Origin of the sequence: Tahibacter caeni, assembly GCF_024609805.1 — a bacterium.
GTDB classification, from domain to species: domain Bacteria; phylum Pseudomonadota; class Gammaproteobacteria; order Xanthomonadales; family Rhodanobacteraceae; genus Tahibacter; species Tahibacter caeni.
Window position 1 is genome coordinate 16,877 of the sequence record NZ_JANFVR010000010.1, and the last position, 19,581, is coordinate 36,457.

Annotated in this window: 23 protein-coding genes; 16 read left to right on the forward strand and 7 right to left on the reverse strand. The window is 67.6% G+C overall.

Annotated elements, in window-relative coordinates; translation table 11 throughout:
• Positions 1 to 266 precede the first annotated feature (266 nt).
• The 13 genes from NON22_RS01885 (at position 267) to NON22_RS01945 (ending at position 6,249) form a co-directional block, all read left to right on the forward strand.
• Entirely contained in the window at positions 267 to 815 is a 549-nt protein-coding gene (locus tag NON22_RS01885; protein ID WP_257385198.1) for a hypothetical protein, read from the forward strand.
• Complete coding sequence (locus NON22_RS01890; protein ID WP_257385199.1) at positions 754 to 1,308, forward strand: GNAT family N-acetyltransferase; 555 nt, start codon at positions 754 to 756, stop codon at positions 1,306 to 1,308. Before NON22_RS01885 ends, NON22_RS01890 begins: the two co-directional genes overlap by 62 nt.
• 63 nt (positions 1,309 to 1,371) lie before the next feature.
• Complete coding sequence (locus NON22_RS01895) at positions 1,372 to 1,791, forward strand: nuclear transport factor 2 family protein (RefSeq protein ID WP_257385200.1); 420 nt, start codon at positions 1,372 to 1,374, stop codon at positions 1,789 to 1,791.
• A gap of 124 nt (positions 1,792 to 1,915) precedes the next feature.
• The gene (locus tag NON22_RS01900; RefSeq protein WP_257385201.1) at positions 1,916 to 2,128 is read left to right on the forward strand and encodes a hypothetical protein; all 213 of its coding nucleotides are present in this window, start codon (positions 1,916 to 1,918) and stop codon (positions 2,126 to 2,128) included.
• A 20-nt stretch (positions 2,129 to 2,148) separates the two neighbouring features.
• Complete coding sequence (locus tag NON22_RS01905; protein ID WP_257385202.1) at positions 2,149 to 2,472, forward strand: hypothetical protein; 324 nt, start codon at positions 2,149 to 2,151, stop codon at positions 2,470 to 2,472.
• Positions 2,473 to 2,535: 63 nt separating this feature from the next.
• Positions 2,536 to 2,802, forward strand: a complete 267-nt coding sequence (locus NON22_RS01910) for a hypothetical protein (RefSeq protein WP_257385203.1) — start codon at positions 2,536 to 2,538, stop codon at positions 2,800 to 2,802.
• A 78-nt stretch (positions 2,803 to 2,880) separates the two neighbouring features.
• A complete protein-coding gene (locus NON22_RS01915; protein WP_257385204.1) occupies positions 2,881 to 3,444 on the forward strand; it encodes a 3'-5' exonuclease family protein in 564 nt (187 codons plus the stop codon).
• A gap of 80 nt (positions 3,445 to 3,524) precedes the next feature.
• Entirely contained in the window at positions 3,525 to 4,085 is a 561-nt protein-coding gene (locus NON22_RS01920; protein ID WP_257385205.1) for a DinB family protein, read from the forward strand.
• Positions 4,078 to 4,524, forward strand: coding sequence for a hypothetical protein (locus tag NON22_RS01925; protein ID WP_257385206.1), 447 nt, complete (start codon positions 4,078 to 4,080; stop codon positions 4,522 to 4,524). The genes NON22_RS01920 and NON22_RS01925 overlap by 8 nt, the downstream gene beginning before the upstream one ends.
• A 112-nt stretch (positions 4,525 to 4,636) precedes the next feature.
• Positions 4,637 to 5,023, forward strand: a complete 387-nt coding sequence (locus tag NON22_RS01930) for a cupin domain-containing protein (RefSeq protein WP_257385207.1) — start codon at positions 4,637 to 4,639, stop codon at positions 5,021 to 5,023.
• A gap of 283 nt (positions 5,024 to 5,306) precedes the next feature.
• Complete coding sequence (locus NON22_RS01935; protein WP_257385208.1) at positions 5,307 to 5,579, forward strand: CopG family ribbon-helix-helix protein; 273 nt, start codon at positions 5,307 to 5,309, stop codon at positions 5,577 to 5,579.
• Entirely contained in the window at positions 5,576 to 5,866 is a 291-nt protein-coding gene (locus NON22_RS01940; RefSeq protein WP_257385209.1) for a type II toxin-antitoxin system RelE/ParE family toxin, read from the forward strand. The genes NON22_RS01935 and NON22_RS01940 overlap by 4 nt, the downstream gene beginning before the upstream one ends.
• Before the next feature lie 62 nt (positions 5,867 to 5,928).
• Entirely contained in the window at positions 5,929 to 6,249 is a 321-nt protein-coding gene (locus tag NON22_RS01945; RefSeq protein ID WP_257385210.1) for an HNH endonuclease, read from the forward strand.
• 105 nt (positions 6,250 to 6,354) lie between these two features.
• Here NON22_RS01945 and tgt read toward each other — a convergent pair whose 3' ends face one another.
• The 7 genes from tgt to NON22_RS01980 all read right to left on the reverse strand — a co-directional run bounded on the left by tgt (position 6,355) and on the right by NON22_RS01980 (position 14,512).
• On the reverse strand, positions 6,355 to 7,455 hold the full coding sequence (gene tgt / locus NON22_RS01950; RefSeq protein ID WP_257385211.1) for a tRNA guanosine(34) transglycosylase Tgt: 1,101 nt from the start codon (positions 7,453 to 7,455) through the stop codon (positions 6,355 to 6,357).
• A gap of 81 nt (positions 7,456 to 7,536) precedes the next feature.
• Positions 7,537 to 8,583: a tRNA preQ1(34) S-adenosylmethionine ribosyltransferase-isomerase QueA gene (queA, locus tag NON22_RS01955; RefSeq protein ID WP_257385212.1), complete on the reverse strand. Its 1,047-nt coding sequence runs from the start codon at positions 8,581 to 8,583 to the stop codon at positions 7,537 to 7,539.
• 52 nt (positions 8,584 to 8,635) lie between these two features.
• A complete protein-coding gene (locus NON22_RS01960; RefSeq protein WP_257385213.1) occupies positions 8,636 to 10,912 on the reverse strand; it encodes a hypothetical protein in 2,277 nt (758 codons plus the stop codon).
• Positions 10,913 to 11,041: 129 nt separating this feature from the next.
• Positions 11,042 to 11,644 carry a response regulator transcription factor gene (locus NON22_RS01965; RefSeq protein ID WP_257385214.1) on the reverse strand — a complete coding sequence of 201 codons (603 nt, stop codon included), beginning with the start codon at positions 11,642 to 11,644 and terminating at the stop codon, positions 11,042 to 11,044.
• A gap of 31 nt (positions 11,645 to 11,675) precedes the next feature.
• A complete protein-coding gene (locus tag NON22_RS01970) occupies positions 11,676 to 12,827 on the reverse strand; it encodes a sensor histidine kinase (protein ID WP_257385215.1) in 1,152 nt (383 codons plus the stop codon).
• A gap of 28 nt (positions 12,828 to 12,855) precedes the next feature.
• Positions 12,856 to 13,620 (reverse strand): ABC transporter permease, encoded by a 765-nt coding sequence (locus NON22_RS01975; RefSeq protein WP_257385216.1) that lies wholly within the window; start codon positions 13,618 to 13,620, stop codon positions 12,856 to 12,858.
• A 1-nt stretch (position 13,621) separates the two neighbouring features.
• Positions 13,622 to 14,512 carry an ABC transporter ATP-binding protein gene (locus NON22_RS01980; RefSeq protein WP_257385217.1) on the reverse strand — a complete coding sequence of 297 codons (891 nt, stop codon included), beginning with the start codon at positions 14,510 to 14,512 and terminating at the stop codon, positions 13,622 to 13,624.
• Between the two features lie 263 nt (positions 14,513 to 14,775).
• Here NON22_RS01980 and NON22_RS01985 point away from each other — a divergent pair, with 263 nt between their 5' ends.
• The 3 genes from NON22_RS01985 to NON22_RS01995 all read left to right on the forward strand — a co-directional run bounded on the left by NON22_RS01985 (position 14,776) and on the right by NON22_RS01995 (position 19,506).
• Positions 14,776 to 16,278 carry an aminotransferase class III-fold pyridoxal phosphate-dependent enzyme gene (locus NON22_RS01985; RefSeq protein ID WP_257385218.1) on the forward strand — a complete coding sequence of 501 codons (1,503 nt, stop codon included), beginning with the start codon at positions 14,776 to 14,778 and terminating at the stop codon, positions 16,276 to 16,278.
• 208 nt (positions 16,279 to 16,486) lie between these two features.
• A complete protein-coding gene (locus NON22_RS01990) occupies positions 16,487 to 17,332 on the forward strand; it encodes a hypothetical protein (protein ID WP_257385219.1) in 846 nt (281 codons plus the stop codon).
• A 1,031-nt stretch (positions 17,333 to 18,363) separates the two neighbouring features.
• A complete protein-coding gene (locus NON22_RS01995) occupies positions 18,364 to 19,506 on the forward strand; it encodes a hypothetical protein (protein WP_257385220.1) in 1,143 nt (380 codons plus the stop codon).
• The last annotated feature ends 75 nt before the right edge of the window (positions 19,507 to 19,581 follow it).

A 19,581-nucleotide genomic window follows, 5' to 3' on the forward strand; every position in this document is an offset into this window, starting at 1 on the left:
GCCCCCGTTGTCGATCTGGCAGCCCGGATGCCATCGGCGGCCTGCCGACCAACCGGAGCATCTTGCCGCTGCCTGCAACCCGGCGGATGAGCCACCGCCATGCTGTAAGGAGTTCCTCGAGTAGGTTGTCCTGTTCTGGCGCCGCGGGAGCGGCGCGGGTGCTCTGTTCGCATTCCCGCTTTGGCCGTGACGGGCATCGGCCGGCTAGCCCGTGCTCCTGGCCGGCGCAACCGCGACCCGGAGACGGATGCATCGGCAACCTGAGCGTGCCGGTCACGCCGGCGATCGATAAACTGCCGTCCGATCGTTCATTCGATCCGCTCTCGGATTCCAAAACCGGGTTGACTCAGACGTCAGGTCGCTGTCGACAGATGCGCGCATTCAAAGCCAGCTTCGCCTACTTCGCGCTCGTGTTCGTCACCGGCTTCGTGCTCGGTGCGATTCGCATTCCGTTCGTCGTTCCACGCCTGGGCGTGCGCTGGGCGGAACTGCTCGAGATGCCGCTGATGCTCTGTGCGTGCTTCCTGGCGGCGCGGTTCTGTGTTCGCCGCTACGGTCCTTTTCCAGCCCTGCAACGCCTCGGCATCGGCCTTGTCGCGCTGGGGCTGCTGGTCGCCGCGGAGCTGGTGCTCACGGTTGCGTCGGGGCGAAGCGTCGCCGGGTATGTCGCGGGGCGCGATCCGGTGTCGGGGACGGCCTATCTGATTGCGCTGATCGTCTTTGCGGCCCTGCCGCTGCTCGTTGCGCGCAGGCATGGCGCCGGCGATTCATTCGCGCGACGACCGCCTCGCGGCGCAGCCGGGCCCGACGCCTAGGCGCATCGTGGCAGTGCACAGTGCGAACTCCGACATCGAGATCCGGCGGGCGACGAATGCCGACGTTCCCGCGCTCGTCGAGCTCATGCAGGCGTTCTATGCGGAGTCGAACTATCCGCTCGATCGCGACTGGGCTGCTTCGTCGTTTCGTACGCTCGTCGATCGCGCCGACCTCGGCGGCGTATGGCTGGCCAGTCGTGGCGCGACGCCGGCCGGCCATGCCGTGCTCACGGTGCGCTATTGCATGGAGTTCGGGGGAACGGGCGGCTATATAGACGACCTGTTCGTCGAGCCGGCGTTTCGCCGGCGAGGCATCGGCCATGCACTGCTCGGCGCGTTGTTCGCGGAATGCGGCGCTCGCGGGTGCAAGGCGGTGCACGTCGAAGTGGGCGCGGGGAATGCGTCGGCGCTTCGCCTGTACTCACGGTTCGGGCTGACGGTGGCGACCGACGATCGTATCCTGCTCAGTGGCCGATTGCCGCCGATCATCTGATTCCTTTGTCTACACGGCGGACAAACGGGACCGGGCGCTCATGCCCAAGTCAGGAGGCCGCGCATGTCGACGATTGACGAGTTCTTTGCACGTTACGAGGAAGCGGCGAACTCCTTCGATCCGGACCTGCTGTCGTCGCTGTACACCGCCGAGTTCATGGCCGGCGATCCGGACGGCGTGTCGTGCGGCCGCAACGACCAGTCGCTTCGTGAAGCTTTCGCTCGGCGCGAGGCGTTCTTCCGGCAAATCGGATTCCGGCGCGCAACGATTCTGGGACGGGAAACGACGCCGCTCGACGGGAAATACGCGATGGCCAAGGTCCCTTGGCAGATGACGTTCGAGAAACAGCCCGGCCATCCGCTGGGCTTCAGGTTCTTCATCACGTATTTCCTCTTCGATCCGGGCATTGGACCGAAGGCAGCGTTCTGGATATCCCACGAGCACGAGCGGCGCGTCATGCGCGAGGCCGGCCTCATCGACTGAGGCCCGGCGATTCACTCGTCCCCGACGCCGCTTCTCGGCGCGAATCAGGAACCCGGTGAATCTCGTGAAAACAGGGCACAACCGGGGATAATGGCTCGATTCGTATCAAGGGTTCAGGAAGTACGTGAACCAGTGCGTCCTGCGCCAGAGCATCGGACACGATCCGGTCAGGATCGAGGTCAAGGAAGGCCTGTATTTCAAGGACCGGTTCATGGAGTATTTTCATCCGCTCACGGTCGACGAGATCGGGCTTTGCCCGCACTGCGGAGCGGTTCGAGGCAGGCCGGCGCGAGACCTGACAACCGTTCGAGCCGATACCGTTTCGCAGCGCGGCTGAATTCAATCACCCGGTGTCCGATGAACCATGCAGACAATCCCTGGCGGCAAGACGAAACGGGCTATGCCGAATACCTGAAGCACGAGCGCCTGCTGTTCGCCTGGTGCCTCCAGACGTTCGCAGACACGCCGGCGGCCGAAGCCCAGGAGGCAGCCGGCACGTTCTACGAATACGAGCCCGCATCCGCACCGCATCGCGGCCTCGTGTTCCACGACGAGGCTTGGCATTGGGCGATGCTGCATATCTTCGGCCCCTTCTATTGGATCTCTCGGCCAGCCCTCGAACTGCCCTCCGCCGAGTATCGGCGTGTCTCCGACGGGCTCTCGGAATCGTCGGCGACCTGAGCCGTCTCCGCCCAGGCCGAATCACTTTCGCCCCCGATCTCGAGCGACGGACTCATCTCCCGCATGTCGTACTCCTCGCACAAGAAGCAGGCGCTCGATGCCGACCTTCCCATCCGGCACCGGCTGTCGCACGTCCGTTCCTGCGCGGTCTGCGTAGCCGAGAAGTACGGTGTCGGCCGATCCGTGATTCTCGATCGGATCGGGATTGCCGACGCCCACGAGGAGCATGACTTGCCGTCGGCGCAACACATCGAGGCAGCCATCGCAGCGCTCGACGAGATCAAGGCATCCGGCATACCGGCTAATCCTCGTCTCGACGAATTCCCGTAATCCGCCAACGCCGAAACCGCCGCGCGAGCTGGCATGATCCAGCCATTCGGCACTACTGCGGCGGTTAACGCGAATACCATGAGCGAAATCTACATCAGCACCGACGTCGAGACCGACGGCCCGATACCGGGTCCGCACTCGATGCTGAGTTTCGGGTCCGCCGCCTATACCGCGGACAAGATACTCGTCGCGACGTTCTCGGCGAACCTCGAAACCCTCGACGGCGCGAGCGCGCATCCGAAGACCGCCGCATGGTGGGCCACGCAGCCGGAGGCCTGGGCCGCCTGCAGAAAGGATCTGCAGAAACCCGACGCGGCGATGCGCGCCTATGTCGACTGGATCCGGGAACTCGAGGGAAAGCCCGTATTCGTCGCCTACCCGGCCGGCTTCGACTTCCTGTTCGTCTACTGGTATCTGATCCGCTTCGTCGGCGAGAGCCCGTTCGGCCATTCGGCGCTGGACATGAAATCGTATGCGATGGCGGTACTGAAGACCGACTACCGCGAAAGCACCAAGCGCAACATGCCGGGAGAGTGGTTCGACGAGTTCCCGCACACGCACGTCGCGCTGGACGACGCGATCGAACAAGGGGCATTGTTCTGCAACATGCTCCGGTTCAACCGGGCGAAGGGCGACCCCTGATATCCGGCACCGGACCGATCACCTGTCCTTTCCGCGCCTTGCGCTGCTCTCTAACACTGCGATTCAGACAGGCACCGCCAATGACCCCGCAAACCGCCGCACTGATGGCCGGATACAACCGCTGGATGAACGACCGCGTGTTCGAGGCCACCGCCACGCTCGACGACGCGACGCTCGCCGCCGACAAGGGCGCGTTCTTCGGTTCCATCCTCGGCACCTTGAATCACATCGCCGTCGCCGACAGCATCTGGCTGCATCGCTTCGCGCAGCATCCCGCGTCGTTCGCGGCGCTCGGCGCAATGTCCGCGTTTCCGCTGCCGACCTCCCTGACCCAATCGCTCGCGCCCGATCTGGCGGCTTTGCGCGGTTACCGGCGCCAGCTCGACGAGCTCATCGAACGCTGGGTGCCGGAGCTCACGCAGGAGCAGTTGTCCGCCGACCTCACGTACGCCAACCTCGCCGACGTCCGCACCAGCAAGAACTTCAGCCTGCTGCTGCAGCATTTCTTCAATCACCAGACCCACCATCGCGGCCAGGTCACGACCTTGCTGTTCCAGTCCGGCGTCGACGTCGGCGTCACCGATCTGCTCGCCTTCGCGCCGCGCAGCGAAGCCCAGCTACAACCCTACCGTCATGCCTGACCAATACCGCTACCGCAATATGCTGGCCCCGTTCCTGGTAGTCCTCGCCGGCTGCCAGTTCAACAATCCGACGTCGACGGCGATCGCGGACCAATTCTCGGCGTCGGGGCGCCGGAGTGTCGATCTCGCATCTGCCGCTCCCGGCAACTGGGACCGTGTATGCGTCTTCGGCCCCTATTCCGATGATGCGGCCGCCGGTCAGACATTGGGATTCCAATGGCCCGCCGAAACCTTGACCGATATTGAGTGGAATGAAGGCATCTCGCTGCTGGTTTTCGTACGAGGCAGTTCAGTGATCGACTACGTCGAGCACTCGCGCCGCTCGGGCGATTTCACCAACCTCACGGGACGTTGCTTTCCGCGCGCCAACGCCAGGTTCCTGCAAGTGGCTCATCCAGCCAAAGGCTGGCCCGGGCTGTTTCCTACAGATGAAGCGTGATCATTCATTGATAGCAACATTGCCGGGACGACGTTTCGCAACCCAGCCGTCCCGTCGAACCAACTTCACTCCGCCAAGCGATGCCTGATCCTCTACGAGCGCCGAGGCAGCCATGTCGTTCAATCCGGAAGATACCTACGTGCTTCTCGCCGCCGACGGCTCGAGCCGGACGACACCCGGCGGTGCGGCATTCTGGTCGCTGCCGCCCGAGGGGTTGGCCGAATTCGACGAAGGCTGGCTCATCAGCGAGTTCGTCTGCGCGGAAGACTGGTCCAACTGGGAGATGCATCCCGACGGCGACGAGTTCGTCTATCTGCTCGACGGTGACGTGGAGTTCCTGCTGGAACTACCGTCGGGAGTCGCCTCTACCCGACTCTCGGGACGCGCCGCGCTGATCGTTCCGCGCGGCACGTGGCATACGGCCAAGGTGTTTGCGCCGAGCCGCATGCTGTTCGTCACGCCGGGAGCGGGGACGCAGCACCGGCCGGTCAGCGGTTGATCGCTCTGCGTTTCAGACGCCATGGAATTGCGACTGATCTGCCGTTCAGACCGCATAGCGTCGTACCAGGATAGTCCTCCCGCCGCGTCGGCGCGGCGTACTGGCGGCGAACGCGACACCTTCTCCGAGGCGGAGACGAGACCCCGCTCGCCGCTGCTCAGCGATTCGCTAAAGCTGAGCTCGTTTCATAGGCCTGGATTCAGCACGTCAGCACGCCGCAGCGGTTCTTGCGGCACCGACTACCGTGTAATACATTGCAGTCTCCCGACCGGAGAACCCGACCATGGGTGTCACTACTGTCCGCCTGCAGCCCGAAGTCGAGTCGAGCCTGGAAGCCATGGCCGGCAAGCTCCACCGCAGCAAGAACTGGTTGATCAACGAAGCCATCCGGCAATTTGTTGCCCAGCAGGAGCTGGAGCAGACGCGCTGGAAGGAGACCCTCGACGCCATCGAGTCTGTCGCACAAGGCAAGGCGGTATCGGGTGAGTCCGTTCATGCCTGGCTGCGCTCCTGGGGGCAGTCCGACGAACTGCCGCCGCCGGGCGCCGGCCAGTGAAGCTGGCCTATTCGCCCGAGGCGGTTCAGGACCTGGTCCGTCTGCGCCAGTTCATCGCAGAAAAGAATCCAATCGCGGCGAGCAGAGTGGCCGCCGAGCTGCTTGGCCGCATCGAGCAGCTGCTCGTCTTTCCGGAAATGGGCCGTCCCGTCGCACCGTTGCTGCAATCCGACGCCATCCGCGATTTCGTGTTCGGTCCGTACGTCGTTCGCTACACCTTGCATCCGTCCGCCGTCGTGATCCTGCGCGTCTGGCATCACCTGGAGCAGCAGCGGAGCGGCATCTGACGACTCGTTCTGGCCGAAGCCGATTCGAAGCGCGGCCCAATTCAGGTGCGAGAGGGCTGACCGTGCGCGTCGATTCCCACACTTGGAATGCAGTCTTTGAGCGCGATGGCGGCCATTGCCGCTACTGTGGCGTCGACCTCTTGCATTCGTTTTCTTCATGGCACTCCGCAACCGTCGATCATGTCATCGCGGTTTCAGCGGGTGGAACTGACGAACTTTCCAACCTTGTGCTCGCGTGTCCTTCATACAATCACATGCTGTCGCGCGCGAACGGGCTGCACACGTTTGAAGAGCGCAAGACATTGCTTGAAATTCGACGACGAGAGCGACAGATCTGGTACGAAAATACGGTTACTGCCGTTCGAGGCAAGGCGGCCCCGTAATCAGTTAACGAAATCAGGCCACGCCCCCGGAACGCGCAATGCGTGCCGTCCGGCCATCGAAACGTCGAGGAATGTCGGAAAGGTCAGCCCCTGCCCGGCGCAAAATTACCCGGCCCGCAACGCATAAAATTCCGCGACGAACGCCTCCAGCCTGCGCTCGGCAATGGCCTGGCGCAGGCCGGCCATGAGTTCCTGGTAGTGGTAGAGGTTGTGGATCGTCGCGAGCTGCGAGGCGAGGATCTCGTTGCACTTGTCGAGGTGGCGCAGGTACGCGCGGCTGAATCCGGACGCGCAGGTGTAGCAGCCGCAGGCTTCGTCGATGGGCCGCATGTCGCGCGCGTACTGGGCATTGCGCAGGCGCAGCACACCGTGGCGCGTGAACAGGTGCGCATTGCGCGCGTTGCGCGTCGGCATGACGCAGTCGAACATGTCGATGCCGCGGCGCACGGCCTCGACGATATCCTCGGGCCGGCCCACGCCCATGAGATAACGCGGCTTGTCGGCCGGCAGCAGCGGCACCGTCGTTTCGAGGGTATGGTTGCGCTCGGCCTCGGGTTCGCCGACGGCGAGGCCGCCGACCGCATAGCCGTCGAAGCCGATCTGCTGCAGGCCCGCGGCCGAGCGCGCGCGCAGCGCGGGATGGACGCCGCCCTGGACGATGCCGAACAGCGCGTTCGGATTGCCCTCGTGGGCGCGGCGCGAGCGCTCGGCCCAGCGCAGCGACAGCTCCATCGAATCGGCGGCCTGCTTCTCGGTGGCCGGATACGGCGTGCATTCGTCGAAGATCATGACGATGTCGGAATTCAGCACGCGCTGGATGCGCATGGATTCCTCGGGGCTCAGGAACACCTTGGCGCCGTCCACGGGCGAGGCGAACGTGACGCCCTGCTCGGTGATCTTGCGCTTGTGCGCGAGCGAGAACACCTGAAAGCCGCCCGAGTCGGTCAGGATCGGCCGGTCCCAGCCGATGAAGCGATGCAGGCCGCCGAAGTCGCCGATCACGTCGAGGCCGGGGCGCAGAAAAAGATGGAAGGTGTTGCCGAGGATGATCTCGGCGCCGATCTCCTTGAGGTCGCGCGGCAGCATGGCCTTGACGGAGCCGTAGGTGCCGACCGGCATGAAGGCCGGCGTTTCGATCGTGCCGCGCGGGAAACTCAGGCGCCCGCGCCGCGCGGCGCCGTCGGTCTGGCTGATGTCGAAATTCATGAGGCGATTCTTCTGCGGCAGCGGCCGCGTGTGGTTGGATTGCTTGTCGGAATCAATGGCGCGGCAGCGGCCGCGCCCTCGTCACCGCCGCGAAACGCCGTGGCGCGGCGGCCAGATCAGCATCGCATCGCCGTAGGAGAAGAAGCGGTAGCGTTCGCGCACCGCGTGCGCATACGCCGCGAGCACGCGATCGCGTCCGGCGAACGCGGAGACCAGCATCAGCAACGTCGACTCGGGCAGATGGAAATTCGTGATCAGTCCGTCGACGCTCGTGATGCGGTAGCCTGGGAAGATGAAGATCTGCGTCTCGCCGGCGAACGGCAGCACCTCGCCGTCGCGGCTCGCGCTCTCGAGCGCGCGCACGACCGTCGTGCCGACGGCGATCACGCGATGGCCGGCCGCGCGCGTACGGCGCATCTTCTCGATGAGCTCGGCGCCGACGTTGAGCCATTCGCGGTGCATGACGTGATCACGCACTTCTTCGCTGCGCACGGGCTGGAAGGTGCCGGCGCCGACGTGCAGGGTCACGTGGCCGAATTCGACGCCGCGCGCGCTCAGCGCATCGAGCAGGTCCTGGTCGAAATGCAGGCCGGCGGTCGGCGCGGCGACCGCGCCCGGCCGGCGCGCGAACAGCGTCTGGTAGCGCTCGGTGTCGTCGTCGCCGGCTTCGCGCGCGATGTACGGCGGCAGCGGCATGCGGCCGAGGCGCAGCAGCAGTTTTTCCAGCGGCTCGCCGGCCGGGAAGCGCAGGTCGAAGAACGGGCCGTCGCGGCCGAGTACTTCGACTTCGCTGCCGTCGGCCAGCACGATGCGGCCGCCGGGCTTAGGTTTCTTGGATACGCCGAGCTGCGCGCGCGCCTCGTGCGGGCCGGTCACGCGCTCGATCAGGATCTCGACGGCGCCGCCGGAATCCTTGCGCCCGAACAGGCGCGCCGGCAGCACGCGCGTGTCGTTGAAGACGAGCAGGTCGCCGGGCGCGAGCCGTTCGGCGAGATCGGCGAAGCGGCGGTCGATCAGGCTGTCGTCGTTGGCGTCGAGTTCGAGCAGGCGGCTCGCCGAGCGCTGCGCCAGCGGCTGCTGCGCGATCAGCGCCGGCGGCAGGTCGAAATGGAAGTCTGATTTTTTCACTTTTACACCGGGACGCGCCGGATTCACGGTCCGGCGGGCCGCGGATTATCCGCTATCGCGCGGCTTTCGTCCTGCGCCGGCGCAACAGCAACAGCACGCCGCCCAGGGCGAGCGCGCCGACGCCGGCCGCGACGAACGGCGCCGCGCGGCGCAGGGTCTGCTTGGCCCAGCGCAGGCGTTCGAACTGCAGCCGCTTGGCCGCGCCGGCGAAATCCGGCGCCGGACAAGCATAGCCCGACGTGCCGAAATTGGCCGCCCAGGCCACGTAGGGGCCATCGGCGACGTAGCGGCGGTAGTAGCGCTGCGCGAGATTCGCGTCGCCGTTGATGACCCAGCCCGTCGCATTGCACAGCAGCGCCGCGAACGCCTGCGAGCGCGCCGGCACCAGATCGGCCGCCTGGCCGGCCAGATCGGCCGCGACGAAACGGTAGTGGAAACGCTGCGCCGGCTGTGCCTGGTTCGCCGTGCTGCGCTGGATCTCGTCGGCGCCGACGAGCTTCTTGTCCTGCTTGTCGAGCTCGGGCTCGCTCCATTCGTAGGCGCCGTCGAACACGGCCGCGTCGGGCGCGAGCTCGAAGCCCAGCAGCTCCATGCCCGACTCGCGCGCGAGCGTGGCCGCACGGAACAGCGCGTCGGCGCGCTCCACGGACTTGAGCTTCGCCGCATCCGCGCGCGCCTTGGCGTAGTCGGCAGCCTTGCCCCGCAGGTCCGGCGGGAAATAGGCGACGGCTTCGTCGTAGCGGCCCAGGCGCAGCAGGCGCCGGCCGAGCAGCGCGCGCAGCTGTTCGTCGGGCGAGCGCTGCACCCAGCCGTTCTCGTCGGGCTTGGCCGCCGTGGCCGGCGCGGGCACACGCGCGTCGACGAACTGCTTGAGCTCGTCGACGCTGAGCACGCGTTCGGCGACGTGCGCCTGATCGACCCAGGAATCGCTCGCCCGGAACAGCGCCAGCGCCTCCGTATAGTCGCCGCGGCTCAGCGCGAGAATCGCGCGCTCGCCGTCGACGCGGCAGGCCGGCAACAGTCCGTCGGTCTCGTAGCCTTCGTGCAGCACCAACCCCCAGTCTTCGTTGCGCGGAAACGCCTGCGAGGCCTTGGCATAGGCCTCCGCGGCGGCCTTGTCGTCGCCGTCACGCAGCGCGAGCTTGGCGCGCACCCACCAGGCCATCGCGGTCTCGCTGCGCGGCGCGAGCTTGGCGGCGAGTTCGTAGCGCCCGGCGCGGTAGGCCGCAGCCGCGACGCGGTCGACGCCGGCGATCTCGCCGGTGCTCGCGGCCACGGCCGCGTAATAGCGCTCCAGCATCGCCGTGCCGGCAGCGGCCGCCGCAGCGGACTGCGCGGCATCGGCCGCGGCGTCGCCGCTGTTTTCCTGCTCCTCGCCGGAGGCGTAGATCAGTTCGTTGCTGCGCGTATAGACGTAGGCGGCGAGCAGCCGCTGCAGCAGCGGATCGGCCAGGGCCTTCTGCAACCTCGCTTCGTCGGCGAACAGGCCGCGCGCGACGAACAGCAGCGAGGCGCGGCCCGAAGCCGAACCCTGCGCCGCCTGTTCCGCGTAGAGCTTGACCGCCGCGACCGTCTCGTCGCGCGCGAGATGCAGCTGCGCTTCCTCGCCGTAGCTCGCGACGGCCAGCCCGAGCGGATCGGCCGCGCCGGCGGCGACGGCCGTGCGCACGGCCTGGAAATCCGCGGCGGCGGCCTGGACGATCGTGTCCATCGCGACGACGGCGGGATCCGCCGCACCCCTGCCCGCAGCGATCGCCGCAAGCTGATCCGGATCGTAATGAACGTCGTAGGCCAGCCGCAGGCGGCCGAGCATGAAATGCGCCCAGACACCGCGGCGGTTCTGCTGATCGGCCGACAGCGCGAGCACGGCCTCGAAGCGGCGGCGCGCGACGTCGGCCTCGCCCGCATGGAACGCGCGCGCGCCGGCCAGGTAGAGCCGCACGTCCTGCGGCAGTCCTTCGCCGGCTGCCCAGGCCGAGGCGTCGTCGGCCGCTTCTCGCATGGCCTGCGCCTTGGCCCAGCCGTCCTCGCCGAGTTCTTCCTTCTCCAGCGTGTCGCGCGACTCGCCCGGCGCCTCCCAGGGATTCTCGTTCGGCTTGAACACGGCCGCCGGCCGCGGCACGAGCTGCGTGGCCTCGAAATCGAACGTGCCTTCGACGAGGTCGTAGACGCTCGCGTGGCGGTCGGTCAGCAGTTCGTGCGGGAAGTACGGGCCGCAGGCCAGGCCGGGCAGGCTCCAGAGCGCCGTCGCGAGCGCGAGGCTGCGCAGCGCCGGCTTCGCCACGCGCGGCAGGCCGCGGCGAATTCCGTTTCGTTCGACCTCGATCATCCTTCGTATCCCGTTGCAGTGAAGGTCAGCGCGCGACAGCGGCGCGCTGCAATCTGCCACAGCCCTGCCCGTCGCTGGAATAGCCGTGCCGCGACGAAACGAAACATCGTCCGCCATCCGCACTCGGCGCTACAGCCAGCCCTTCTGCCGCGCGAGCCGGTAGGCCTCGATGCGGTTGCCGACGCCGAGCTTGCCGATGGCTTCGGAGAGGTAGTTGCGCACGGTGCCCTGGGACAGGTGCAGCTGCGCGGCGACTTCGCCGGCCGACAGGCCTTCGCCGGCGAGGCGCAGCACCTGGCGTTCGCGGTCGTTCAGCGGGTCGGCTTCGCTCCAGGCATCGACGGCGAGCTGCGGATCGACGACACGGCCGCCGCGATGCACCTTGCGCAGCGCGTCGGCCAGCTGTTCGGCCGGCGCGTCCTTGAGCAGGTAGCCGACGACGCCGGCTTCGAGCGCGCGGCGCAGATAACCCGGCCGCGCGAACGTCGTCACGATGACCACCTTGCAGGCGGCGCCGCGCTCGCGCACGCGCTGGGCCAGTTCCAGGCCGGTCAGGCCGGGCATCTCGATGTCGGTGACGACGACGTCGGGCGCGTGCTGCTCGATCAGGCGCCAGGCTTCCTGGCCGTCGGCCGCGCTCGCAACGACGTCCATGTCCGGCTCCAGCCGCAGCAGCGCCGACAGCGCGCCGCGCACCATGGCCTGGTCTTCGGCCAGCAATACTCGAATCATGCGCGCAGCGTAGCCGGAGGCCGCGGCAGGCTCAATGCGCCGTCACCGCGTCGGCCGCCGCGGCGCCGGCGGCCTGCGGCACACGCACGGTCAGCCGTGTGCCCTGCCCGCGCACCGCGTCGATGCGCAGAGTCGCGCCGAAGGCCTGCAGCCGCTCGCGCATGCCGCACAGGCCGTTGCCCGGCACGATGTCGCCGCCGCGGCCGTCGTCCTGCACGTCGAGCAGCAGGTCGCCGCCGTCGCCGGTCAGGCGCACGCTCGCGCGCGAGGCCTGTGCGTGGCGGTGGATGTTCGTGACCGCCTCGCGCAGCACCAGGGCGAGACAGGTTTCGAGCTCGGGCGACAGCGGCGGCGCGGCGAGTTCGTACTGGAACTTGACGCCGCCGGACTCGAGCAGCAGCCGCGCCGACGCCGCTTCGGCGGCGAGGCCGGCCGCACGGATGCCGGTGACCGCGCGGCGCACCTGGCCCAATGCGTCGCGCGCGACGCGCTCGACCTCGCGGACCTCCTGGCGCGCGGCCTGCGGGTCGCGCTCCCAGAGGCGGTTGGCCAGTTCGGACTTCAAGGTGATCAGCGACAAGGTGTGACCGAGCAGGTCGTGCAGGTCGCGGCCGATGCGTTCGCGCTCGGCCAGCGCCGCGAGGCGGCGGACCTCTTCGTGCGACAGACGCAGCGCGACCTGCTTGCGCTGGTTCTCGCGCATGAAATGCGAGCCGACGAAACAGGCCGTGCCGACCAGATAGGTGATGCCGACGGTCAGCGGCGCGCCGCGCACGAACGCCAGGATGTACAGCGAGAAGCCGGCCGTGATGCCGAGCGCGAGGATCAGCCCGTTGCGCAGCGACGCCAGGTGCGGCGCGAACGCGCAGGCGAAGATCACGAAGGTATTGGAGAACGGATTGGCCCGCGCCAGCGGCACGGCCAGCACGGCCATTGCCAGCACGATCAGCACGAGTTCGCGCCCGCTCGCCCAGTAGGCACGGAAATACAGCGGCAGGAACACGGCCGTCGCGAGCAGGGTCTGCGGCAGCCAGTCGGCCCCGGCGATGCGCGGGATGAGCACCGGCAGGAACAGGAAGGCGAGGTAGGCCAGCGAGAGGAACGGCGCCCAGCCCATGCCGAGTTCGGCCGGTACGAGACGATCGCGCAACGCCAGCACGGCGGGTCGACGGAACCAGTTCATGGGCTGCAATGCTGCCACGGATGCGCGCTCAGGGCTCGCGCTGCAGGCGCCGCGCGGCCCAGCGGCCGACGGCCACGGTGAACACGGCGAGGTAGAGCAGATGCGCCGCGACGCTCCCTTCGCCGCCCTGCCCCGTCGCCGCGAGGCCGAGCTGCGCCAGATGCCAGGCCGGCCAGAGCACGGCGAGCTTCTGTATCGCGAGCGGCAGCAGGTTCAGCGGAAACCACAGGCCCGACAGCAGCGCCATCGGCAGATAGATCAGGTTGACCACGGCCGGCGCCGCCTGGCCGTTGACGAAGCTGCCGATCAGCAGGCCGAGCGCGCAGAACGGCAGCGCGCCGAACACCATCAGCACGAACAGCGACAGCCACTGCGTCACCTCGAGGTGCACGGCGCCGACGGTCGCGCCGGTGATGCACAGCAGGGTCACGATGATCGCGGCGAACAGCATGGCCATCGCGAGCTTGCCGCCGACGTAGTTCAGCGGCGGCATCGGCAGCGCGCGGCGCAGCGCGAGCAGGCCCTTGTCGCGTTCGGTCGCGACGCCGACGCCGAAGCCGAACAGGCCCGGCGCCATGACGCCGAACACCGAGTAGGTCGCCATCAGGTACTGCGCGACGCGCATCGCGGAACCGGGCTTGGCCAGCAGCACGCCGAACAGCAGATAGAACAGCACCGGAAACGCGAGCGCCGGCACCGCGAAGCTCGGCGTGCGCAGCAGGCGCAGGAATTCCAGCCGGGCTTCGAGCGCGAGACTGCGGCGCGCGATCGCATCGAACGTGGTCGTGGTCATGTCAGGCGGCCTCGCGGGTGATGGTCTGCAGCGCTTCGGCCAGGCCGGCGCGCTGTACTTCGAGATCGCGCAGCTGCGCGTCGGCGGCGAGCAGTTCGCGCAGCACCGGCTCGGGCTGCGGCGTCACGATGTGCAGGCGCTCGCCTTCGCGCTGCACGCTCTGCACCAGCGGCCAGGCGCGCACCTGTTCGGCACTCAGGCTGCTGACGCAGCGGATCTGGCGCTGGCCGACGCGCGCGCGGATCGCGTCGAGGCTGCCTTCGGCGACGAGCCGGCCCAGCATCAATACGCCTATGCGCTGGGCCAGCGCCTCGGCTTCTTCCAGGTAATGCGTGGTCAGTACGACGGCGCAGCCGCCGGCGACGAGTTCGCGGATCGTGCGCCAGAACTGCTCGCGCGATTCGGTATCCATGCCGACCGTCGGTTCGTCGAGGAACAGAAGCTCGGGCCGGCCGCAGATCGCGAGCGCGAACTGCACGCGGCGCTGCTGGCCACCGGACAGCTGCGCATAGCGCGCGCCGAGCAGCGGCTCGATGCCGGCCAGCGCGGCCACGTCGGCGAGGCTGCGCGGCTGGGCGTAGTAGCTGCGCACTTGCGCGAGCAGCTCGGCCACTGTGAGCGTGTCCGGCAGTCCGGCCGACTGCAGCATCACGCCGATGCGCCGGCGCGCGGCGAGATCCTGCGGCGGCAGGCCGAACAGGCGCGCCTCGCCGGCGTCCGGGCGCAACAGGCCCAGCAGCAGCGAGATCGCCGTGGTCTTGCCGGCGCCGTTGGGCCCGAGCAGGGCATAGACTTCGCCGGCGGCAATGGTCAGATCGACCTCGGCCAGGGCCTGTATGGCGCCGCGCTGCTTGCCGGCGCCGCGCAATTGCGCGACTGTCTGCGTGTTCATCCGCGTCTCCCGATGGTGGGTCCAGGCTACGCAGCCGCGCCTCGCCGCCGTAGTTGGCGGCATCAGCAATTGCGGTTGACATTCGTCACCTGCGCGGCGCCGAAGCCTCCGCAAAGTGGCCCCTTTCGGAGGCCAGGAATCGGCCCCAGGGGGCTACCAATACGCTCTGGTAGACTGGCCGCACCTCGCGCCTGGTGGCGCCCTCAGCCTTGTCCGATCCGCGCCGTCCGGCGCGCGTCGGCCCGTTTCCGTTGGAGCCCGCGATGCAGCTGATCGAACAACTCACCGTACTGCGCACGGCCGGTGGTGCCGCGCGCACCCGCGGCCTCGACGACGCGACCCTGCTGCGCTTCGCCGCGACGTCGCCCGAACTCGTCGACGCCGTCGCCCAGGCGCACGCGCGCTTCCTCGAGCTCAAGGCCGCACTGCCGCAGCTGATCGCGCTCGACGAAGCCGAGCAGATGCGCACGATCCAGGCCGACTTCGTCAACTTCTACGCCGACGACTCGGTCAATCCCTATGTCGCGCTCGCCGCCTGCGGTCCCTGGGTCGTCACGCTCAAGGGCGCCGTGCTGCACGACTCCGGCGGCTACGGCATGCTCGGCTTCGGCCACGCGCCGCCGGCCGTGCTCGAGGCGATGAGCCGCCCGCAGGTCATGGCCAACGTCATGACGCCGAACGTCTCGCAGTACAAGCTCTCTCACGCACTCAAGGCCGCCATCGGCGCCGGGCGCGGCGGCTGTCCGTACACGCGCTTCCTGTGCCTGAACTCGGGTTCGGAATCGGTGTCGCTGGCCTGCCGCATCGCCGACGTCAACGCCAAGCTGCTGACCGACGCCGGCGCGCGCTACGCGGGCCGTGCGATCAAGCGTCTCGCGGTCAAGGGCGCGTTCCACGGCCGCACCGAGCGTCCGGCCGTCTATTCCGATTCCAGCCGTAAGACCTACCAGCAGCACCTCGCGAGCTTCCGCGACGAGTCGAGCCTGCTGACGGTCGATCCCTACGACGTCGCCCAGCTGCGCCAGGTCTTCGCCGACGCGGACAAGAACGGCTGGTTCATCGAGGCCATGTTCCTCGAACCCGTCATGGGCGAAGGCGACCCGGGCCGCTCGGTCACGCCGGAGTTCTACGCCGCCGCGCGCGAGCTGACCGAAAAGCACGGCTCTCTGTTCCTCGTCGATTCGATCCAGGCCGGCCTGCGCGCCCACGGCGTGCTGTCGATCATCGACTACCCGGGCTTCGAACAGCTGCCGCCGCCGGACATGGAGACCTTCTCCAAGGCGCTGAACGCCGGCCAGTACCCGCTGTCGGTGCTCGCCGTCGGCGAACGCGCCGCCGGCCTGTACAGGAAGGGCATCTACGGCAACACCATGACGACGAACCCGCGCGCGATGGACGTCGCCGTCGCGGTGCTCGGCATGCTGACGCCGGCCGTGAAGAACAACATCCGCGAGCGCGGCGCGCAGTTCGTGCGCAAGCTGGAAGCGCTAAAGGCCGAGCTGCCGGGCTACATCACCAAGGTGCAGGGCACCGGCCTGCTGTTCTCCTGCGAGCTCAGCGCCGAGTTCAAGTGCTACGGCGCGCACAGCACCGAGGAGTACCTGCGCGAGCACGGCTACGGCGTCATCCACGGCGGCACCAACTCGCTGCGCTTCACACCGCATTTCAACATCACCGAAGCCGAAGTCGACCTCGTCGTCGACGGCGTGCGCCAGGCGCTGCTGCACGGCCCGCGCAAGAGCGCCGACGCGAAAGCCGCGGCCTGAGGTTCCGAACAACGCCTGCCCGGCGCAGCCGCTCGCGACACGGCCACAGGAAGTGGCCAGCTTCGCCGGGCAGGCGTTTTTGTTCGTTCCCCGTCGTTTCGCACGGCGCCGCCGATCGGCCAGGCGGCCTCTCGTCGCGCGGCGCTCGCAACGGACCGATCGCCGTCGCCTCGGCTATGCTCGGCGCCCTGCCCCGAGTCCGTCCGCCATGAGCCTGCGCAAGAAACTCGCCGAGTTCGGCTTCGAGTCCAACGACGATTACGACTATGCGCTGCGCTGCCTGTTCGAGGCCCATCTTCCGCATCTGCGCTGCCTCAACATCGTCGGCAGCTCCGGCCGCCGCAAGACCGCGCTGGCCAACGCCCTGGGCCATGCGCTCGAATACCCGCACCTGCTCTACCACGATTTCACGAGCGCCGAGCCGCCGCCGCCGCCGATCGTGCTCAGCGAGGACGCGACGACGGCCGGCGCGCTCGAAGCGCCGCTGACGGCATTCGAACGCGGCATCAGCGAAGCCTGCGCGTATTCCGAAGGCGAACGCACCCTGCTGATCCTCGACCAGCTGCAGGCAGCCGACTTCCACGACCACATCCGCCTCTACCACTTCGTGCAGACGTGCGAATGGACGTCGCCGCAGGGCACGGGCGTGGCCAATCCGCAGCATCTGCTGCTCGTGCTGATCTCCGAAGAGCCGCTGTACCACTCGCTGGCCAAGGTCAGTTTCCGCATCCATGCGGACGCGAGCCGCGGCTACCTCGACTACCGCCCGGAGGATTTCGGCCTCGACGGCAGCGCCGGCGAGTTCATGGCCGCGCTCGGCGCCGTGTTCGCGGCGGTCGGCTGCAGCCCGACCGCGAGCGAATACACGCGCATCCTCGCCGACGTGCATCAGCGTGTGCGTACCGAAGAACAATTGCGCCAGTCGCTGTTCGGCTGGATGGAAAACCTCGACCGCACCGCGCTGCATGCGCCGCCGTTGCAGCCGCTGGTCGCCGCGGCCGCCCAGGCCATCAACCGCTATCTCGGCATCGAGGAAATCGAGATCGGCAGCTGAGATTTCGAGGCAGACCGTGTAGTCCGGTCTGCGTGCGGCGACCGCCCGTCGCGTGCATCCGCGCGTGCGTGCCGGAGATTTTCCGGCGCCGCCGCGAAGCCCGTCGAACGCAAGTGCATTCGAGCGCGATTGCAAGACCTCGCGACTACGGCCGCAGCGCTTCATCTGAGCGGCGCCGTCGGCGCCGGCGGGAGCCATCGCGCATGGCCCGCGACAGGCACGAAGCCAGCACTCGCCGCGTACGAACAACTTCAGTCCGTACATGCAACGCGATGAACCGATGTTCCGCTTGCCAGTACGAACGGCGTGTTTCCTGACGTCGGTGTTTGTCGCGCCGCCAATTCCCACTTGCGCTTGACGCCCCCGCGCCATCGCGCTCGGGCGCCGGCGAACCGCGCCTGCCACGCCTGCGTTTTCGCAGCACCGCTGTCGTACGAACCGGCGCTCAGGCCGCTGCGGCACACAGCCGCACGAAGCCTCCCGTCGCCCCCTGCGCCGCGCACGGAACCCCGAAAGCATGCCCATTCCAATTCGCATCGATCGAAAATACATTTTTATATTTTGAGTCATTTCCTCGCAATGCTGATCTACGTCCGTCCTGACTGTACGAAAGCAGCACAACAACTTTTCCGATTTCCTCATCCAGTTGTCTCGCCGCACGAACAGCAACGCGATTCCACGGCGAATACGCGTTTCCTCGGCGTTTTCTGTTGACAGCGAAATTTGTGCGTCCCATCGTTTTTTACGAAAGACATTTTTGTCACGCACTTCGCTCACGTCGCGGACCGCCACAGAGGAGACTCCATCGGAAGAACGGACTACCGCGCGACGGCGCGATACCGCTTGTCGGTCGCGAAGGTCGGCGCCAGGCGCCCATCGCAATACCCCCCTGCGTCCCGCCTGCGCCTCCTTCGCGTCCGACGTCGTCGGCCGCATCGCGATCACTCACCGGCTTGCCGCCGACGGACGCCCAGGGACGGCCGTGCAGCAGCACCGGATTGCCACGCACGATCAGACAGGGAGAAATTCCTATGCAATGCATCCGTTCCGCGCTGCGCCGCTGGCTCAGCGCTTCCGCGTTCGCCGTGACGCTGCTGTTCGCCGGCGGCGCCCGGGCCGAGTCCACGGACCCGGGCCTGCCGGAGCTCGCCGCTCCGGTCGACGATTCGCTGAGCACCGTCGGCCAGTACTACCCGATCCTCTGCAACACCTGCGTGTCGACCAGCGACTACATCAACAAGGCCGTCACGCAGTACCCGCGCGTGCGCCAGAGCGTCGCCTTCGTCTACAACCTCACGAACGGACAGATCCGCAGCATCGCGCTGGACTGGAACAGCGAGCTCTATTTCCAGGCGGGCGGCTACGAAGTTCCGACGGCCCAGCGCCTGATCGACTACATGCGGACGGTCAGCGACCTGTATCGGCGCAACGGCAACAGCCTGAGTTTCACGACGATCATCCGCGCCGACGGCTCGGTGTATCTGAAGTTTCCGTCGGGCGCCACGGTCGAGCTGCGCGCCGGCAGCCCACGCACGATTCCGAGTTCGATGGACCCGACCGTGAACGCGATGAAATCGCCGGAGCCGGTCGTCAACGAGCAGGTCACGCCGGGCCGCGGCAGTCCGATCGACCTGCGCGGCTACAACTTCGGGCCCTACTTCGGCAACGTCTACCCCAACTATCCGGCCACGAGCTACGACCTCGCGTTCAGCGACCAGCCCGGCAGCATCGACGCGTTCGTCTACGACTACTTCTCGACCCTGGGCCAGACACCCGGCTTCATCTTCGATCCCGACTCGATGGCGAACATCGACGGCGCGTCGCGGCTGACCCAGCAGGTCACCGGCCAGGTCACGGTGTTCGTGCCGATGAAGGACGGCGGCTATGCGAAGGTGCGCTACGACACGAGCAGCGGCGACGTGATGCTGCGCCAGGTCGTCGACCCGAGCGGCATCGTGCTGCCGACCGGCTACGGCAACGCGCTCCAGTTCTATGCCGACCGCAGCTGGTTCCTCGGCTCGAACGCGGCCGTCGCGGTCCAGTCGTTCGAGGACTGGGCGGCGCGCTACGGCATCGACGTGCTCGTGCTCAACGCGGGCTGGGGCAGCGGCGGGCGCGTGACCTGCATCAGCCGCAGCGTCACCGAAGTCACCTGCACGATACAACCGAACTGAACGCGCGCCGCGCGGGTACGGACCACGCGTCCGTCCCGCGCGGCCCGCGCCGGCGGCGCGGCCGGTCGGGCGAGC

Bases quoted from the DNA above. Each gene is read 5' to 3' on its own strand.
- NON22_RS01890 (WP_257385199.1), top strand. From the start codon at position 754: ATGGCGCCGGCGATTCATTCGCGCGACGACCGCCTCGCGGCGCAGCCG.
- NON22_RS01895 (WP_257385200.1), top strand. From the start codon at position 1,372: ATGTCGACGATTGACGAGTTCTTTGCACGTTACGAGGAAGCGGCGAAC.
- NON22_RS01905 (WP_257385202.1), top strand. From the start codon at position 2,149: ATGAACCATGCAGACAATCCCTGGCGGCAAGACGAAACGGGCTATGCC.
- NON22_RS01910 (WP_257385203.1), top strand. From the start codon at position 2,536: ATGTCGTACTCCTCGCACAAGAAGCAGGCGCTCGATGCCGACCTTCCC.
- NON22_RS01915 (WP_257385204.1), top strand. From the start codon at position 2,881: ATGAGCGAAATCTACATCAGCACCGACGTCGAGACCGACGGCCCGATA.
- NON22_RS01920 (WP_257385205.1), top strand. From the start codon at position 3,525: ATGACCCCGCAAACCGCCGCACTGATGGCCGGATACAACCGCTGGATG.
- NON22_RS01925 (WP_257385206.1), top strand. From the start codon at position 4,078: ATGCCTGACCAATACCGCTACCGCAATATGCTGGCCCCGTTCCTGGTA.
- NON22_RS01930 (WP_257385207.1), top strand. From the start codon at position 4,637: ATGTCGTTCAATCCGGAAGATACCTACGTGCTTCTCGCCGCCGACGGC.
- NON22_RS01935 (WP_257385208.1), top strand. From the start codon at position 5,307: ATGGGTGTCACTACTGTCCGCCTGCAGCCCGAAGTCGAGTCGAGCCTG.
- tgt (WP_257385211.1), bottom strand. From the start codon at position 7,455: ATGAATTTCGACATCAGCCAGACCGACGGCGCCGCGCGGCGCGGGCGC.
- NON22_RS01960 (WP_257385213.1), bottom strand. From the start codon at position 10,912: ATGATCGAGGTCGAACGAAACGGAATTCGCCGCGGCCTGCCGCGCGTG.
- NON22_RS01965 (WP_257385214.1), bottom strand. From the start codon at position 11,644: ATGATTCGAGTATTGCTGGCCGAAGACCAGGCCATGGTGCGCGGCGCG.
- NON22_RS01970 (WP_257385215.1), bottom strand. From the start codon at position 12,827: ATGAACTGGTTCCGTCGACCCGCCGTGCTGGCGTTGCGCGATCGTCTC.
- NON22_RS01975 (WP_257385216.1), bottom strand. From the start codon at position 13,620: ATGACCACGACCACGTTCGATGCGATCGCGCGCCGCAGTCTCGCGCTC.
- NON22_RS01980 (WP_257385217.1), bottom strand. From the start codon at position 14,512: ATGAACACGCAGACAGTCGCGCAATTGCGCGGCGCCGGCAAGCAGCGC.
- NON22_RS01985 (WP_257385218.1), top strand. From the start codon at position 14,776: ATGCAGCTGATCGAACAACTCACCGTACTGCGCACGGCCGGTGGTGCC.
- NON22_RS01990 (WP_257385219.1), top strand. From the start codon at position 16,487: ATGAGCCTGCGCAAGAAACTCGCCGAGTTCGGCTTCGAGTCCAACGAC.
- NON22_RS01995 (WP_257385220.1), top strand. From the start codon at position 18,364: ATGCAATGCATCCGTTCCGCGCTGCGCCGCTGGCTCAGCGCTTCCGCG.